Below are 16,043 nucleotides of genomic sequence, written 5' to 3'. Positions count from 1 at the left end.
GTCACGGGATGGTCGAGGGGCGTAGTGAGGTCACTCCAGGACGACGAGCAGATCGGTCACGCGGGTTCGTACACGCCGGTGGGCGGGACCATCGGAGACGGGCCGGAGGTGGGTTCCGGGGTCGGCGCGGCCTCGCTGCGCTGGAAACGGTCGGTCGACGTGTCCAGGACGCACTCGTTCCTGGCCTACACCCGCTCCTGCCTGCACCGTGAGGCCGTGCACCGGCACGAGGCGACCGTCGGACGGTTGGACTCCGACGTCCACGCCTGCATGCCCGCCGGCCCCGAACTCCTCCTCAGCGGGGCCAGGGAGGCCCTGCCGCTCCACGAGGAGGGCGCGCGCGTCGCGCGGCTGGCCGGGCGCCACGGCCAGGCGCTGCGCTACGGATACCCGCTCGTCGTCCTGGGGGAGGGTACGGGGGACGATCGGATCGCGCTGCCGCTGTTCGTCGTCGACGTGCGCCCGGTGGAGGAGCCCGGAGAGCGCGACCGCCCCGGAACGCCCTCGCTCCGCGCCGTCGGCACACCCGACGTCAACGTCGCCCTGCTCGCGCGGATCGGCGTCACCGACCCCGAGGACCTCTTCGAACTGCGGACCCGACTGCGCTCCGGAGCCCCCGACCCGATCCACCGCCCCGCCGCCGTCGCCGAACTGGCGGCCAAGACCCGGATCCTGCTCTCCCGGCTGGAGATCGAGCGCGTGGACGACATCGATCCGCTGGGCACCCGCGGCCGCCCCCTTCGTCCGGTCCGGGGCGCCCACAACACCGCCGTGCTCTACCGGGCCGGCCCCGGCGGACGCCCCGAGGGAGAGCCGTTCGAGCCGGGCCTGCCCGAAGGTCTCCTGGCCGACCTCGATCCCACCGACCCGGAGGGGCTGGACCCCGACGCGGTGCCCGGCACCGCCCTGGAGCCCTTGCTCGGGAGCCGCCCCGAGGCCCGAGCACCTCGGGAACGCCCTCAGCGCGAACGACGCCGTTCCCGAAGCAGGGCGCGGGAGGAGGCGGTGAGCGAACCGGCCGCCCCCGAGATCGTGCCGATCGCCGCCTCGCCCCTGGGCCAGGCCCAGTACGAGGTCCTGCGGGCGGCCATGGGCGAGCAGCTCACCGTGGCCGCCGCCCCGCCCGGCGGCGGCGTGCACGATCTGGTCGACACGGTGGTGCGCACCGCCGTCGCCGAGGGGCAACGGGTCCTGATCTGTTGCCATGGCGAGAGCGACATCGACGAGGTCCTGGCCCGCGCGGATACCTCGCCCGAACATCCGGTGGTCCGGGCGGGCGGGGTGGCCGAGGCGCGTCGACTCACCCGGATCCTGGTGCGCGACACGGGACTGCCGCCGGCGTGGATCACCGACCCGGGGGAGCCCGTGGAGCGCGAGGACGACCTCGTCGGCTCTTGGAACCGGATCCGCGAGGTGTGGGAGGCCATGGACGACGTGGCCTCCGGCGGGCACGTCCTGGCCGACCTGGCCTCCGAACGCGGCCGCGACATCGTCCGGGGCTGGAACCCGGAGAGCCTCTTCACGCCCGAGCGCGGTGGCCCCGAGTACTGGCTGCATCGGGCCGAGCGTGCCATCGCCGGTGGCCTGGGCGGGCTCTCGCACCGCTCGGCCGTACGCCGTGAACTCGGTGTGACGACCGATCCCGAGAGTCTGGCGCGACTGTGCTCGGTGGCCCGGATGGAGAGCGAGTGGCGCGAGGCCGTGGAACGACGGACCCGCCGCGCGCCCCTGAACGAGCTCACCGCGATCCTCGACGAGGCGATGGAGGAGCACCGCCGGGCCGGGGCGTTGCGGCTGAGCTCGGTCACCGGGCCACGGTTGCGGCGCGGGCGGGCCGCGGTCGTGAACCGTCTGGAGAGCCTCAACTGGAACGACGGCGGAGGCCGTCCGGCCATGGGGGACCTGCTCGACATCCTGCCCGCGTGGATCTGCCGCACCGACCAGGCCCGTGCCCTGCCCTCCGGTCCCGGATCGTTCGATCTGGTGATCGTGGTGGGGGCCGAACGGACCAGGGTCGGTGAACTGCTCCCCGTGCTCTACCGTTCGGTGCGCGCCCTGGTGATCGGCGACCCGGCGCACCCCGGACCGGCCACCGCCCTGGAACCGGAGGAGGAACGTCGCGCCCTGGCCACCGCCGGGCTGGACGCCGAGGAACTGGACGAGCGGGGGCTGCGCCACGGTACGGGGTCGGCGCTGCGGGCCGCCGCCCGGGGCGCGAGCGCCACGCTCTGGCTGGACGAGCACGACGGGGCGCCCGAGCCCTTGGCCTCGGTGGCCTCCGAGTACTGCTACGGAGGGCGGATCGCGGTCAGGACCGAGCCGCACCCCGGTGACGAGCCGGTCGTCGACTGGCGTGACGTGGCCGGTGACTGCGAGGCGGCGCCGGGTTCCTCCTACGTCAACCGTGACGAGGCCTATCGGGTCGCGGTGGTGGTGGACGAACTCGACCGGACCCTTCCCGAGGAGTGGACCCTCACGGTGGTCGCGCCCTTACAGCCCCAGGTGGCGCTGCTCCGTCGTCTGTTGCGTCAGTGCGTCCTGCGGCGTCGGGTCCGGGTCGGCGGCCCGGAGCTGCCGGTCGACGGTACGACCGACGTCACCGTGCTGTCCCCGATGCTCACGGCCGACGCCCCCGCGATCGCCGAGCGCCGGGTGATGGGGATGGGACACCTGTGGTCCTCGGTGCTCACCCGGACCCGACGTCGACTGGTGGTCGTGGGGGATCGCGCCCATTGGGCCGCCGGTCGTGGTCCGCTCACCGCCCTGCTCGCCCGGGGCGGGGAGGGCGGGCTCGGGCTCGCGGAGGAACCTCGGGACGATCCGGCCACCGTCGCCCTGGTCGAGGCCCTGCGGGCCGCCGGGACCGAGGTGGTGGTGCGGCCGCGCGTCCGCGGCTGGGCGACCGACCTCGTGGTCCGTTACGGGGCGCGTCGGGTGGTGGTGCTGCTCGACCGCGAACCCGACGGTCCGGCCCTGCGCCGGCTGCTGGCCCGGGGCGAGGCGCTGGACCGGGGGGTCGAGGACCTGGTCGTGATCGTCCCGGCCTGGCGTTGTCTGGCCGACCCCCGGACCCTGGCCGAGGAGATCCTCTCCGCCTGCTGAGCACACGACCTAACCTTGAGGTGGCGCGGCATGTCCGGAACGCGCCGGTTCGCCCCGCGAGGGGCCGGGAAAGGGGAGGCACGAGTGCCGGAGGGCCACACACTGCACCGGTTGGCGGCGCACTTCGACAAGACCTTCGGGGGCACCGCCGTGCGCGCGGGCAGTCCCCAGGGGCGCTTCGCCGACGGGGCCGCCCGTATCGACGGCCGGGTCCTCACCGAGGGGGAGGCCCACGGCAAGCACCTCTTCCTGGGTTTCGACTCCGGCGAGTGGCTCCGCGTCCACCTCGGTCTCTACGGTGCCTGGACCTTCGGCGACGCCGACGGGGAACGCCACCTGGGCGCCCCCCGTACCCCCGGAGCGGAGCGGATCGAACTGGAGCGCGACGTCGACGGGTTCGTGGTCCCGCCCGAGCCGGTCGGGGCCGTCCGGGTCCGGCTGGTCAACTCCACCGGCTGGGCCGATCTGCGCGGCGCCTCCGCCTGTGAGGTCATCACCGTCGAGGACAAGCGCGCCGTCCAGGACCGCCTGGGGCCGGATCCGTTGCGCCCGGACGCCGACCCCGAGCGGGCCTGGCGCGTCGTCGACCGCTCGCGGACGACCATCGCCGCGCTGCTGATGCGCCAGGACGTGATCGCCGGGATCGGCAACATCTACCGGGCCGAGTCCCTGTTCCGGGCCGGGATCGACCCGATGACCCCCGGCCGCGAGCTGGGCAGGGAACGCTGGGACGCCCTGTGGGAGGACCTGTCGGCCCTCCTGCGGGACGGGGTCCGTGACGGCTACATCATCACGACCCGCCCCGAGGACCGGCCCGACCCCGATGCCCACCCGGTGCCCCGGCCGGACACCCTCTACGTCTGTTACCGCACGGGAGAGCCCTGCCGGGTGTGCTCCTCGCCGATCTCCGCCACCGAACTGGCCGGTCGCACCCTGTACTGGTGTCCCGGCTGTCAGGCCTGACCCTCTCGGATCGTCCCCTTCTCGGGCCGCCGGGCCGCGGAAAAAGGCCTCGGCCGCCCGAGAGGCGTGGGTTACAATCCCCTCCCGATGGCTTAACCGGTTCAGCGAAGCAGAGTGGGGAGGCGGTGTGGGCTCTGTGATGCGGCGTCCCACGATCATGGACGTCGCCAGGGCGGCGGGGGTGTCCAAAGGGGCGGTCTCCTACGCCCTCAACGGTCGTCCCGGGGTCTCCGAGGCCACACGCGCGAGGATCCTCGCGGTCGCCCGCGAACTCGGCTGGGCGCCCAGCAACCCGGCGCGGGCCCTGGCCCCCGGCGGCCGGGTCGGCGCGATCGGCATGGTCGTGGACCGTCCGGCCCGATCGCTCGGCATCGAACCGTTCTTCATGCGCCTGGTCTCGGGGATCGAGACCGAACTGACCTCCTCCGGGATCGACCTGATGCTCCAGGTCACCGAGGACGTGGCGGCCGAACTCGCGGTCTACCGCCGCTGGGCCACCGAACGCCGGGTGGACGGGGTGATCATGGTGGACCTGCGGGTCGAGGACCCCCGCCCGGCCCTGGCCCGAGATCTGCCGCTGCCCGCGGTGATCCTGGGCGGGCCGGAGGGCACCGGCGGGGTCCCGTGCCTGTACACCGACGACGCCGTCTCCGTGCGCGAGGTGGTGCACTACCTCGCCGCCCTGGGGCATCGGCGGATCGTCCGGGTGGCGGGCCCGGAGTTCTTCGCGCACACGCGCAGCCGGACCGAGGCCTTCCGCGAGGCGGCCCGCCTCGCCGGGGTGGCGGAGGCGCGCACGGTGCACGCCGACTACACCGGCGAGGAGGGCGCCCGGGTCACGCGGCGCCTGTTGGCCACGGCCGATCCGCCCACGGCCCTGGTCTACGACAACGACCTCATGGCGGTGGCGGCCCTGGGGGTGGCCTCCGAGATGGGGGTGGACGTTCCGGGTCGGTTGTCGATCGTGGCCTGGGACGACTCGGCGCTGTGCCGTCTGGTGCGGCCCTCGTTGACCGCGATCGCCCGGGACGTGGTCGGAAACGGACGCGAGGCGGCGCGGATGCTCGGCGGTCTTCTGGCGGAGGAGCGGGTCGATGACGTGGAGACCCCGCCGGGAGAGCTGCGGCCACGGGGGAGCACCGGACCGCTGTCCCACTGAACCCCGGCCGCCCCACCGGCCTCGACCGCCCCGTCGGCCCGCGTGCGCCGGGCGGGTTCTCGGTGACGTCGTGCCCGGTGAGGCTGTCACAAGCGCGTAACAGGGAAGTTCCGGGGGATTGACGGGCTTCTGTCGGTCATGTTGTTGTTGACGTCACTTACCCGGTTCAGCAACGGCCCTCCGCGCCCCTGTGTGGGAGCGCTCCCGGACCTCTGCACGGCACTCGGCCTCCCCCCGAGAGGGCCGACCGGGTGGAAGAAGGAGTCGAGATGAGATCTCTGAGGCTTCCCGCCGTCCTGACGGCGGTGGTGCTGGTCGCCACCGCCTGCACGGGAGAGAGCGGAGCGGGCGGTTCCGGCGGCTACCCCCGGAACGAGACCCTGTACACCACGGGCACCGCGTGGGGACCCCCGACCAACTGGAACCCCATCATGGAGGGCAACTACGCGGTCGGCACGGTGGGGCTGGTCTACGAGCCCCTCTTCCTGTTCGACCCGGAGGAGAACGACTACACGCCCTGGCTCGCCGAGAGCGACGAATGGCCGGACGAGAACACCCACGTCATCACCCTCCGCGAGGGGATCGAGTGGACCGACGGCGAACCGCTGGTCGCCGAGGACGTGGTCACCACCCTGGAGCTGGGCCACTTCGACATCCACTACAGCAACATCTGGGACTTCGTCGAGAGCGCCGAGGCCACCGGTGAACGCGAGGTCACCGTCACCTTCTCCGAGCCTCGCCCCCAGGAGTGGATGAACTGGGTCGCCAACCGCGCGATCGTCCCCGAGCACCTCTGGGCCGACAAGGACCAGGCGCAGGTCAACGACGACCCCAACGCCGATCCGGTCGGTACCGGCCCCTACGTCTACGAGAACCACGCCGACGACCGCATGGTCTGGCGCCGCAACGACGACTGGTGGGGCACCGAGGCGCTGGGGCTGGAGATGAGCGCCACCTACATCGTGGACATCGTCAACGCCTCCAACGAGGTCACGATGAACATGCTCGGCAACCACGAGGTCGACATGTCGAACAACTTCCTCCCCGGGATCGACCAGGTCATCGAGCGCGACGAGACCATCACGAGCTACTACGAAGAGCCGCCCTACATGCGGTCGGCCAACACCGCCTGGCTCATCCCCAACCACGAACACGAGGCGCTGGGCGATCCCGAGTTCCGCAGGGCGCTGGCCCACGCGATCGACATCGACCAGATCATCTCGGGCCCCTACACGAACCTGGTCGAGGCGGCCGACCCCACCGGCCTGCTCCAGCCCTGGGACGACTACATCGACCACGAGCTGGTGGCGGAGGAGGGCTTCTCCTACGACGCGGACGAGGCCGTGAGGATCCTGGAGGACGCCGGTTACGTCGACGAGGACGGCGACGGCTACGTCGAGACCCCCGACGGCGAACCCCTCTCCCTCGAACTGGCGGTCCCCTCCGGTTGGACCGACTGGATGGAGGCGGCCAACATCATCGCGGGCAACGCCGAGGAGGTGGGCATCGACGTCACGCCCGCCTTCCCCGAGCAGGACCTGCTGATCGAGAACTTCCGCAGGGCCGAGTTCGACCTGATGATCAACAACGACCGGGGTCTGAGCAACACGCCCTGGACCTACTACGACTTCATTTTCCAGCTGCCGATCCGCGATGAGCAGATCACCGCCAACTACGCCCGTTACGAGAACGAGGAGGCCTGGGAGCTGACCGAGAGGCTCGCGGCCACCCCGACCGACGACATCGAGGGCGCGGCCGAGATCACCTCGCAGATCCAGGAGATCTTCCTGGCCGATCTGCCGGTCATCCCGCTCTGGTACAACGGCCTGTGGTCGCAGTCCAGCAACCGGGTGTGGACCAACTGGCCGAGCGAGGACCCCGACACCCCCGACTCCTACGCCACCATGTGGAACAACCTGTACCAGCTGGGTGCGATCTACACCCTCGCCGAGATCGAACCGGTCGAATAGCGCGCACGTGGGGCGTCTCCCTCCACGGACGCGCCCCACACGCGCCCCCACACCCGGAGGACACACGTGTGGCGCTACATAGGCCGCAAACTCGGGATCTACGGCATCACCTTCGTCGTGGCGGTCACCATCAACTGGATGATCCCGCGCTTCATGCCCGGCGATCCCGTCCGCAGCATGCTCAGCAGGGCCTCGGTCTCCGACCCGGAGGCCCTGGAACGGATGACCGCCTACTACAACGAGGTCTTCGGCCTCGACACCCCTCTGCACCAGCAGTACTTCGCCTTCTGGGCCGGACTCTTCCGCGGTGACCTGGGAGTCAGCGTCTGGCTCTACCCCGAGCCCGTCGTCGACATCATCCTGCGGCACGTCCCCTTCACCCTCGGGCTGCTGCTGCCCGCCATCATCCTCAGCTGGATCATCGGCAATCGGCTGGGGGCCTTCGCCGCCCGCAGCAAGGTCCTGGACAACACCGTCCTGCCGATCGGCTACATCCTGACCGCCACCCCGTACATGTGGCTCGCGCTGCTCCTGGCCTGGGCCCTGGGCGTGGTCGGCGGGTTCTTCCCGACGGCGGGCGGCTACAGCTTCGCCCTCACCCCCTCATGGACGTGGGGCTTCTTCACGAACCTGGTCAGCCACTGGTTCCTGCCGTTCCTGTCCATGTTCGTGGTGGCGCTGGGCGGCTGGGCGATCGGCATGCGCAACATGATCATCTACGAGCTGGAGGCGGACTACTCGAACTACCTCCAGGCGCTCGGCGCCCCGCGCCGCCTCATCCGCCGCTACGCCTTCCGCAACGCGATGCTGCCGCAGATCACCGGCCTGGCCGTCCAACTGGGCACGATCATCGCCGGGGCGCTGCTCACCGAGGTCGTTTTCAACTACCCCGGCCTCGGCACCCTGATCCTCAACTCCCTGAACAACAACGACTTCTTCCTGTTGCAGGGGATCTTCCTCTTCGTGGTGGTCGGAGTGCTGATCGCGAACTTCATCATCGACATCGTCTACGTCCTGGTCGACCCCCGTACCCGGGTGCGGATGACGGGAGGCGCGTCGTGACCGACGTCCCCGGAACCCCCGGCACCGCCGATCCCGGCACTACGGGGGCGGGCGGCGAACGCCGCACCTCCGAGACCCTCTACTACGCCCGACGCAACCCCAAACTGCTCATCGGCGCGAGCATCGTGCTCCTGCTGCTCGGTATCGGGCTGATCGGGCCGCTGTTCATCGACCACGGACCCAACCAGTACATCGGCCCGCAGAGCACCCCGCCCAGCGGCGAGTACTGGCTGGGCACCACCTCCTTCGGACAGGACGTCTGGGCCCAGTTCGTCCACGGCCTGCGCTCGACCTTCCTCACCGGAACCCTCGGCGGCGGCATCGCCTTCCTCATCGGCACCACCGTCGGCTTCGTCGCCGGCTACAAGGGCGGGATCGTCGACGAGATCCTCAACATGCTCACCAACGTGGTGCTGGTCCTGCCCGGGATGGTCGTGCTCATCGTCGCCGTCGCCTACCTGGACGTGCGCGGCCTGGTCGTGCAGGCGCTGTTCATCGGCCTGACGTCCTGGCCCTGGGCGGCGCGGGCGGTCCGCTCCCAGACCCTGTCCCTGGCCTCCCGCGACTACGTGGACCTGGCCCGGCTCAGCGGTCGTCGCACCTGGCGGATCATCACCAGCGAGCTGGCCCCCAACATGAGCTCCTACCTGGTGATGTCGTTCATCCTCCTGTTCGGCGGGGCGGTGCTCATCGCAGCCGGGCTGGACTTCATCGGACTGGGCCCGGCCGGCGGGGTCTCGCTCGGACTGATGTTGGAGAGCGCCGTCGCCTGGAGCGCCCTGCAACTGGGCCTGTGGTGGTGGTTCATCCCGCCGGGCGCCGGGATCACCCTCCTGGTCGGTTCGATGTACATCCTCAACGTCGGGTTGGACGAGGTTTTCAACCCCAAGCTGCGGGAGCTGTGATGACCCTGCGCGTCAACGACCTGAAGGTCCACTACCGGACCCTGCGCGGGGACGTCCACGCCCTCGACGGGGTCGACTTCGAACTCGCCGACGGCGAGATCATGGGCCTGGCCGGGGAGTCGGGCTGCGGCAAGACCACCCTCGGCAAGAGCCTGATCCGTCTCGACGGGCGGATGCGGCACGTGGGCGGCACGGTCGAGCTGGACGGCGAGGAGCTGCCCATCGCCGACGACCGGGCGATGGTCCCGTTCCGCTACCACCGGGTCTCGCTCATCCCGCAGTACGCGATGAGCGCGCTCAACCCCACCCGCAAGATCGGGCGGATGATCGACGAGCTGCTGCGTTCGCGCGGGGTACGGCCTCGTAAGGTCGCCGACGAGCTGCGGCGACGTCTGGAGCTGGTCGGTCTGGAGCCCGACGTGCTCGGTCGCTATCCGATCGAACTGTCCGGCGGGATGAAGCAGCGCGTGGTCATGGTCATGTCGACCCTGCTCGACCCCTCACTGCTCATCGCGGACGAGGCGACCTCGGCCCTGGACGTGTCGACGCAGCGGTCGGTGGTGGAGTCCCTGGTGGGGTTCCGCGACCGCGGCTACGTCAAGAGCATGATCTTCGTGACCCATGACATCTCGCTCGTCCATCAGATGGCCGACACGGTCATGGTCATGTACGCGGGGCGCATCGCCGAGAAGGCGTCGACGCGCACGATCATCGAGGCGCCCCGCCACCCCTACACCCGGATGCTCATCGGGGCGCTGCCCGAGGTCGGCACGACCACCTCGGACACACGTCTGGAGGGGATCCCCGGCACCCCGCCGGGCCTGCTCGATCCGCCGGTCGGCTGTCGGTTCAGGGCCAGGTGCCCCCTCGCCTCCGAGGAGTGTCTGCGAACGCCTCCGTTGACGGAGGTCGCGCCGGGTCACCGGGTCGCCTGCTGGAAGACGGGAGCGTAGCGCCGTGCTGGAACTGAGCCACGTGCACAAGGTGTACCGGGTGGGCGCGTTCGGGGGAGGACGGCTGCGCGCGGTGCGCGACGTCGACCTGACCGTGGAGCCCGGCCAGGTGGTCTCGCTGATCGGAGAGAGCGGGAGCGGCAAGAGCACGATCGGGAAGATGGTGCTGGGGCTGACCCGGGCCGACGAGGGCCGCATCCTCTTCGAGGGGCGCGACGTCTCCCGCATCAGGGGCTTCGCCGCGCGCAAGGAGTACTACCGCCACGTCCAGGGCGTCTTCCAGGACCCCTTCAGCTCCTTCAACCCGATCTTCAAGGCCGACCGGGTCTTCGAGATGATCCGCTCCTCCTACTTCCCGAAGGTGTCGGACGCCGACTGGCGGGAGCGGGTCCTGGACGCGGTCGGCACGGTCCGGCTGGATCCGGGGAACGTGCTGGACAAGTACCCGCACCAGTTGAGCGGCGGGCAGCTCCAACGGCTGCTCATCGCCCGGGCGTTGTTGTTGGACATCAGGCTGCTGGTGGCCGACGAGATCATCAGCATGTTGGACGCCTCCACCCGGATCGACGTGCTCAATCTGCTGGTGGACCTGAAGGAGCGGGGGCTGGGGGTCCTCTTCGTCACCCACGACCTCTCGCTGGGCAACTACGTGAGCGACCGGACGGTGATCCTGCGCAAGGGCGCCGTCGCGGAGATGGGGCCGACCCGCCGGGTGTTCGAGAACCCGCTGCACCCCTACAGCCGTCACCTGCTCTCGTGCGTGCCCCGGATGGACCGCACCTGGGCGGAGGTGGACGCGGAGCGGGCGGCCCATCCGCCGCCGGAGATCGACCTGCCCACGGTGGCCGAGGGCGACTTCTCCGCCCCGCTGGTCGAGGTCGAGGAGGGGCACTTCGTCGGTATCGACCAGGGCTGACCGCACCACCACACCCCGGTAGGAGAGGAAGAACGATGAGCACGTGGCTCGACCTGCACGACGGCTGGTCCCTGACCCCGGTGGCCCCGACGGGGAGGGCCGCCGACATCGGGACGGTCCCCGCGACCGTTCCGGGGTGCGTCCACACCGATCTGCTCGCCGAAGGTCTGATCGAGGACCCCTATCTCGACGACAACGAGACCCGGCTGGCCTGGATCGGCCGCGGTGACTGGAGGTACACGCGTTCCCTCGCGGGGGAGCGCGCCGCCCTGACCGACGGCGCGGCCGAGCGGATCGACCTGGTCTGCGAGGGCCTGGACACCGTGGCCACGCTCCGCGTCGGCGGTCGGGAGGTCGGGCGGACGTTCGACATGCACCGCTCGTACCGGTTCGACGTCACCGAGGCCCTCGTTCAGGAGGGAGAGGCACCGGGGCTGGACGTGGAGTTCGCCTCGCCCTACCGGTACGCGGAGGAGAACCGGGAGCGGACGGGGCCTCTGCCCGGCGCCTACGACGAGCCCTACCAGTACATCCGTCGGATGGCCTGCGGCTTCGGCTGGGACTGGGGGCCGACGCTGGTCACGGCGGGGATCTGGCAGCCGATCCGGCTGCACGCCTGGTCCACGGCGCGGATCGCCTCGGTCCGGCCCCTGGTCTCGCTCTCCGAGGACCACGCCACCGGGGTGGTCCGGGCCCACGTGGAGGTGGAGCGGACCGACGCCGGACACGACGAGCCGCTCGCCCTGACCGCTTCGATCGCGGGGGAGGAGGTCGCCGCGACGCTCGGCGCGGGGGAGACCACGGCGGTCCTGGAGGCGACCGTGGCCGCCCCCGACCTCTGGTGGCCGCGCGGCCATGGCGATCGGCCGCTGTACGGGCTGAGGGTGACCGTGGCGGTCGGAGACGGCGTCCTCGACACCTGGGAACGTCGGATCGGGTTCCGTCGGGTCGAGGTGAACGAGGAGCCCGACGAGCACGGGACCTCCTTCGCGCTGCGGATCAACGGCCGCGACGTCCTGATCCGGGGCGCCAACTGGATCCCCGACGACACCTTCCCCTCCCGGGTCGACCGTGATCGCTACCGGACACGGATCGACCAGGCCCGCGAGGCCGGGGTGAACCTGCTGCGGGTGTGGGGCGGCGGGATCTACGAGTCCGAGGACTTCTACGAACTGTGCTCCGAGCGGGGCGTGCTGGTCTGGCAGGACTTCCTGTTCGCCTGCGCCGCCTACCCGGAGGACGAGCCCCTGTACTCGGAGGTGGAGGCCGAGGCGCGCGAGGCCGTCACCCGCCTTTCGGCGCACCCGAGCCTGGCGGTGTGGTGCGGCAACAACGAGAACCTCTGGGGACACGAGGACTGGGGTTGGAAGGAGGAGTTGGACGGACGACCCTGGGGTGCCGGCTACTACCTCGACCTGCTGCCCCGGGTGGTGGCCGAACTCGACCCCACCCGCCCCTACCTGCCGGGGAGCCCCTACTCTCCGGGCGAGGGGGTCCACCCCAACGCCCCCGGACACGGTGTCACGCACCTGTGGGACGTGTGGAACGAACGGGACTACACCGTCTACCGCGAGCACGCCCCGCGCTTCGCCGCCGAGTTCGGTTATCAGGCGCCGCCCACGCACGCCACCCTGCGCGCGACGGTGACGGACGAGCCGCTCACCTCGACCTCGCCCGGCGTCCGCCACCACCAGAAGGCCATCGACGGGCAGGACAAACTGGCCCGCGGGCTGGTCGCCCACTTCGGAGACCGGGAATGGGGCTACGACGACTGGCACTACCTGACCCAGGTCAACCAGGCTCGGGCGTTGACGGTGGGGGTCGGCCACTTCCGCTCCACCTGGCCCTACTGCACGGGCACGGTGGTCTGGCAGCTCAACGACTGCTGGCCGGTCACCTCCTGGTCGGCGGTGGACGGCGCCGGTCGCCGCAAACCCCTGTGGTACGCGCTGCGCCGCGTCCACGCGGACCGCGTGTCGGTGGTCCGACCACTCGGAGAGGACGTGGAGGTCGTCCTGGGCAACGACACCGACCTGATGTGGGAGACCGAGGTGACGGTGGCCCGGCGGGAGATCTCCACGGGCGAGGTGCTCTCCTCGGTGACCCGATCGGTACGGGTGGAGCCGCGCGGGGCGCTCCGCGTCCCGGTGCCCGAGGGGGTGGGACGCGCGGGAGACCCGACGGCGGAGGTGTTGACCGTGGACGGGGCCGGAGAACGGGCCTGGTGGTTCTTCTCCAGGGATCGGGATCTGGCCTACCGTAAACCGGAATTCGATGGAGAAACACAGACGTTCGGCTCGGATTTGCGGGTGAAGGTGAGGGCCCGAGTGCTCTTGCGGGATCTGGTCCTGAACGTCGACAGGATCGATCCGGAGGTGGAGGCGGACAGCGCTCTGGTGACCCTGCTACCGGGGGAGTCCCATACCTTCACGGTGCTCGGTGGCGCGGGGCTGGATCCGGAGGCGGTGCTGTCCCCACCCGTTCTGAGGTGCGTCAACGACACCATGGCGACCCCTTCGTGAGCATCTCGTGACCGTCCGGTGATCGCAACGTGAATCACACGCGTTCCCTTCGGCACCCGTCGATATTCCTCGACGCGCCGTGCGGGTTGCCACATCGAAATCCCTCGCCATGTCGTGTGGCTGTGGTACGTTCAAGGGGATTGTTAGTCGTTGAATTTCGCAGTTGGTGTCTTGCCCGCGGAGTTTGTGACCGGCGGGCGGTTTCTCATGGAGTCGGCTCGCGGCAATTTTCGGGCGTGAGTATGCGTCCGTGTACACCGAGCTGAAGGAGAGAACATGGCTCAGGGAACTGTGAAGTGGTTCAACGGCGAGAAGGGCTTCGGCTTCATCTCCCCCGACGACGGTGGCCCCGACGCCTTCGTTCACTACAGCGCCATCCAGGGCACGGGCTTCCGTAACCTGGAGGAGAACCAGCGCGTGGAGTTCGAGATCGTCGCCGGCACCCGCGGCCCGCAGGCCGAGAACGTCGTCGCGATCTAAGACCGCATAGACGTGGTGTCGTCACCCCCGTTCACGGGGGTGTGAACGTCACCTGAACACCCCCGGTGGGCATCGCCCGCCGGGGGTGTTCTCATGTTCGCTGGGGAGTGTTCTTCGGATGCTTTCGTTCGGCATCGGCGGAGCCGATCCTTGGCGAGAGGAAGCCCGGCACCGTGTGAAGCACCGCGCGCGTCAGCGCGACCGTTGAGGGTGGTGGCGGGCGACGGCGCGGGAGGAATGATCCGAAGAACACGATCTAGGACTCCAGCAGCGCGCGGGTGCGCTCACGCACCTCGGGGGTGTCCAGGCCGCGCACGGTCACGGTGGTGCGGCGACGCAGGGCGTCGTCGACGGTCACCGCCCACTCGTGGTCGCGGGCGAACACCACCTGCGCCCACACGTCCGGCCCGTCGGGGTGGATCCGCTCGCCCAGGGCCGGCTCGTCGCGCACCAGCGCGGCGATGTCCATGGCCAGGCTGCCGTAGTGCGAGGCCAGGTGCCGGGCGACCAGCGGGTCGAGCCGGGTGCCGGGCTCGCGGTCGGTGATCAGACGCTGGGCGACCGCGTCGGGGCTGGCCAGGCCGGGCAGCGGGACCGTCCGCAGCGGGTCGGCCATGTCCTCGCCCAGCGGGACCGAGGCCACCTTGCGCAGCTCCTCCAGGACCGTCCGGCCGATGTGCCGGTAGGTGGTCCACTTGCCGCCGGCCACCGAGAGCATGCCGCCCCGGCCCTGGGTGACCACGGTCTCCCGCTTGGCCGAACTGGTGTCGCCGGGTCCGCCGGGCAGCACGCGCAGGCCGGCGAAGGAGTAGGTCATGTGGTCGCGGTCGAGGTAAGGAGCGTCGATGCCCAGGGACGCCTCGGCCAGGATCTGGTCGATGTCGGTGGAGACCACGCCGACCTGGGCCGGGTCGCCCTCATAGGCCTCGTCCGTGGTGCCCAGCAGCAGGTGGCCCTCCCACGGGATGGCGAAGGAGACGCGGTACTTGTCCACGGGGATGGTGAGCGCGGCGCTCCACGGCTCCGGGGTGCGCAGCACCAGGTGGGCGCCCTTGGACAGACGCACGCTGGGGTCGGCGCCCGGGTTCTCCATGCGACGCAGGTGGTCGACCCACGGGCCGGTCGCGTTGAGGACCAGCTTCGCGTCGATCCCGAACTCGTCGCCGGCGATCCGGTCGCGCAGGTCGGCCCCGGTGACCCGGCCGCGCGTGGTGCGCAGCGACCGGACCTCGGCGTGGTTGAGCACGACGGCGCCGGCGTCGACGGCGGCGCGCACCGTCATCACGGCCATGCGGCTGTCGTTCATCTGGTGGTCGCTGTAGGCGGCGACCGACTTCAGGCCGTCGGTGCGCAGGCCCGGGGCCAGGCGGGTGGCCTGGCGCGGGGAGAGCAGGCGTCCCATGCCGTCGCCGAACGCCGACAGGGCCGAGTACAGGAAGACCCCGGCGCCCATCTTGGCGGCGCCGTGCGGGCCGTCGGAGTAGATCGGTACGAGGAAGGGCCGGTGGTTGACCAGGTGCGGGGCGACGTCGGCGGCGAGGGCGCGACGTTCCTTGTGGTTCTCGGCGACCAGTTTCACGTTGCCGGTCTGGAGGTAGCGCAGCCCGCCGTGGACGAGCTTGGAGGAGGCGCTGGAGGTGGCTCCGGCGAAGTCGCCGGCGTCGACCATGGCGACCCTCAGGCCGGCCTGGGTGGCGGTCCAGGCGATGGAGGTGCCCAGGATGCCGCCGCCGATGACGAGGAGGTCGAAGGTGCCCCGCGTGAGTTCCTCGCGTGTGCGTGCCCGGATCACGGGGGCGTCGCTGCGGTGGATGCTGGCGGTCATGGCTGGTGCTCCGTCCGTAGGGGAGGGGTGGCGAGTGCCGCACGTACCTGAACGGACTCCACGTTTCAGGCTGGTGTCACCTGCATAATACGACAATGCCGAACGCCACCCAAGGTCGGCCATACGTTGGCCGGGACCTGCCGGGTATGGGGGTGAACATCACCATCGAGGGTGGTGTGGATGTGA

At 70.5% G+C, this 16,043-nt stretch carries 11 protein-coding genes; 10 read left to right on the top strand and 1 reads right to left on the bottom strand.

Annotation, left to right across the window (positions count from 1 at the left end; translation table 11 throughout):
- Nucleotides 1–24 precede the first annotated feature (24 nt).
- The 10 genes from TR33_RS10925 (at nt 25) to TR33_RS10880 (ending at nt 14,032) form a co-directional block, all read left to right on the top strand.
- On the top strand, nt 25–3,102 hold the full coding sequence (locus tag TR33_RS10925; RefSeq protein WP_042282996.1) for a DEAD/DEAH box helicase: 3,078 nt from the start codon (nt 25–27) through the stop codon (nt 3,100–3,102).
- Between the two features lie 84 nt (nt 3,103–3,186).
- Nucleotides 3,187–4,065 carry an Fpg/Nei family DNA glycosylase gene (locus TR33_RS10920; RefSeq protein ID WP_042282995.1) on the top strand — a complete coding sequence of 293 codons (879 nt, stop codon included), beginning with the start codon at nt 3,187–3,189 and terminating at the stop codon, nt 4,063–4,065.
- Nucleotides 4,066–4,204: 139 nt separating this feature from the next.
- Nucleotides 4,205–5,224, top strand: coding sequence for a LacI family DNA-binding transcriptional regulator (locus tag TR33_RS10915; RefSeq protein WP_017533572.1), 1,020 nt, complete (start codon nt 4,205–4,207; stop codon nt 5,222–5,224).
- Between the two features lie 269 nt (nt 5,225–5,493).
- Nucleotides 5,494–7,194, top strand: a complete 1,701-nt coding sequence (locus TR33_RS10910; RefSeq protein ID WP_026124829.1) for an ABC transporter substrate-binding protein — start codon at nt 5,494–5,496, stop codon at nt 7,192–7,194.
- A 66-nt stretch (nt 7,195–7,260) separates the two neighbouring features.
- Nucleotides 7,261–8,256, top strand: coding sequence for an ABC transporter permease (locus TR33_RS10905; RefSeq protein WP_014908617.1), 996 nt, complete (start codon nt 7,261–7,263; stop codon nt 8,254–8,256).
- Nucleotides 8,253–9,161, top strand: coding sequence for an ABC transporter permease (locus TR33_RS10900; protein ID WP_017533573.1), 909 nt, complete (start codon nt 8,253–8,255; stop codon nt 9,159–9,161). The genes TR33_RS10905 and TR33_RS10900 overlap by 4 nt, the downstream gene beginning before the upstream one ends.
- Nucleotides 9,161–10,114, top strand: coding sequence for an ABC transporter ATP-binding protein (locus TR33_RS10895; RefSeq protein ID WP_014913533.1), 954 nt, complete (start codon nt 9,161–9,163; stop codon nt 10,112–10,114). Before TR33_RS10900 ends, TR33_RS10895 begins: the two co-directional genes overlap by 1 nt.
- 4 nt (nt 10,115–10,118) lie before the next feature.
- Complete coding sequence (locus TR33_RS10890; protein ID WP_014912448.1) at nt 10,119–11,030, top strand: ATP-binding cassette domain-containing protein; 912 nt, start codon at nt 10,119–10,121, stop codon at nt 11,028–11,030.
- Between the two features lie 35 nt (nt 11,031–11,065).
- Nucleotides 11,066–13,552 carry a glycoside hydrolase family 2 protein gene (locus tag TR33_RS10885; protein WP_042282992.1) on the top strand — a complete coding sequence of 829 codons (2,487 nt, stop codon included), beginning with the start codon at nt 11,066–11,068 and terminating at the stop codon, nt 13,550–13,552.
- A 276-nt stretch (nt 13,553–13,828) separates the two neighbouring features.
- Nucleotides 13,829–14,032: a cold-shock protein gene (locus tag TR33_RS10880; protein ID WP_014912876.1), complete on the top strand. Its 204-nt coding sequence runs from the start codon at nt 13,829–13,831 to the stop codon at nt 14,030–14,032.
- A gap of 256 nt (nt 14,033–14,288) precedes the next feature.
- Here TR33_RS10880 and TR33_RS10875 read toward each other — a convergent pair whose 3' ends face one another.
- On the bottom strand, nt 14,289–15,857 hold the full coding sequence (locus tag TR33_RS10875) for a glycerol-3-phosphate dehydrogenase/oxidase (RefSeq protein ID WP_042282991.1): 1,569 nt from the start codon (nt 15,855–15,857) through the stop codon (nt 14,289–14,291).
- Between the last annotated feature and the right edge of the window lie 186 nt (nt 15,858–16,043).

Origin of the sequence: Nocardiopsis alba (genome assembly GCF_000710955.1) — a bacterium.
GTDB lineage: Bacteria > Actinomycetota > Actinomycetes > Streptosporangiales > Streptosporangiaceae > Nocardiopsis > Nocardiopsis alba.
The sequence above is the reverse complement of the archived record's forward strand: the minus strand, read 5'-3'. Positions and strand labels throughout refer to the sequence as shown.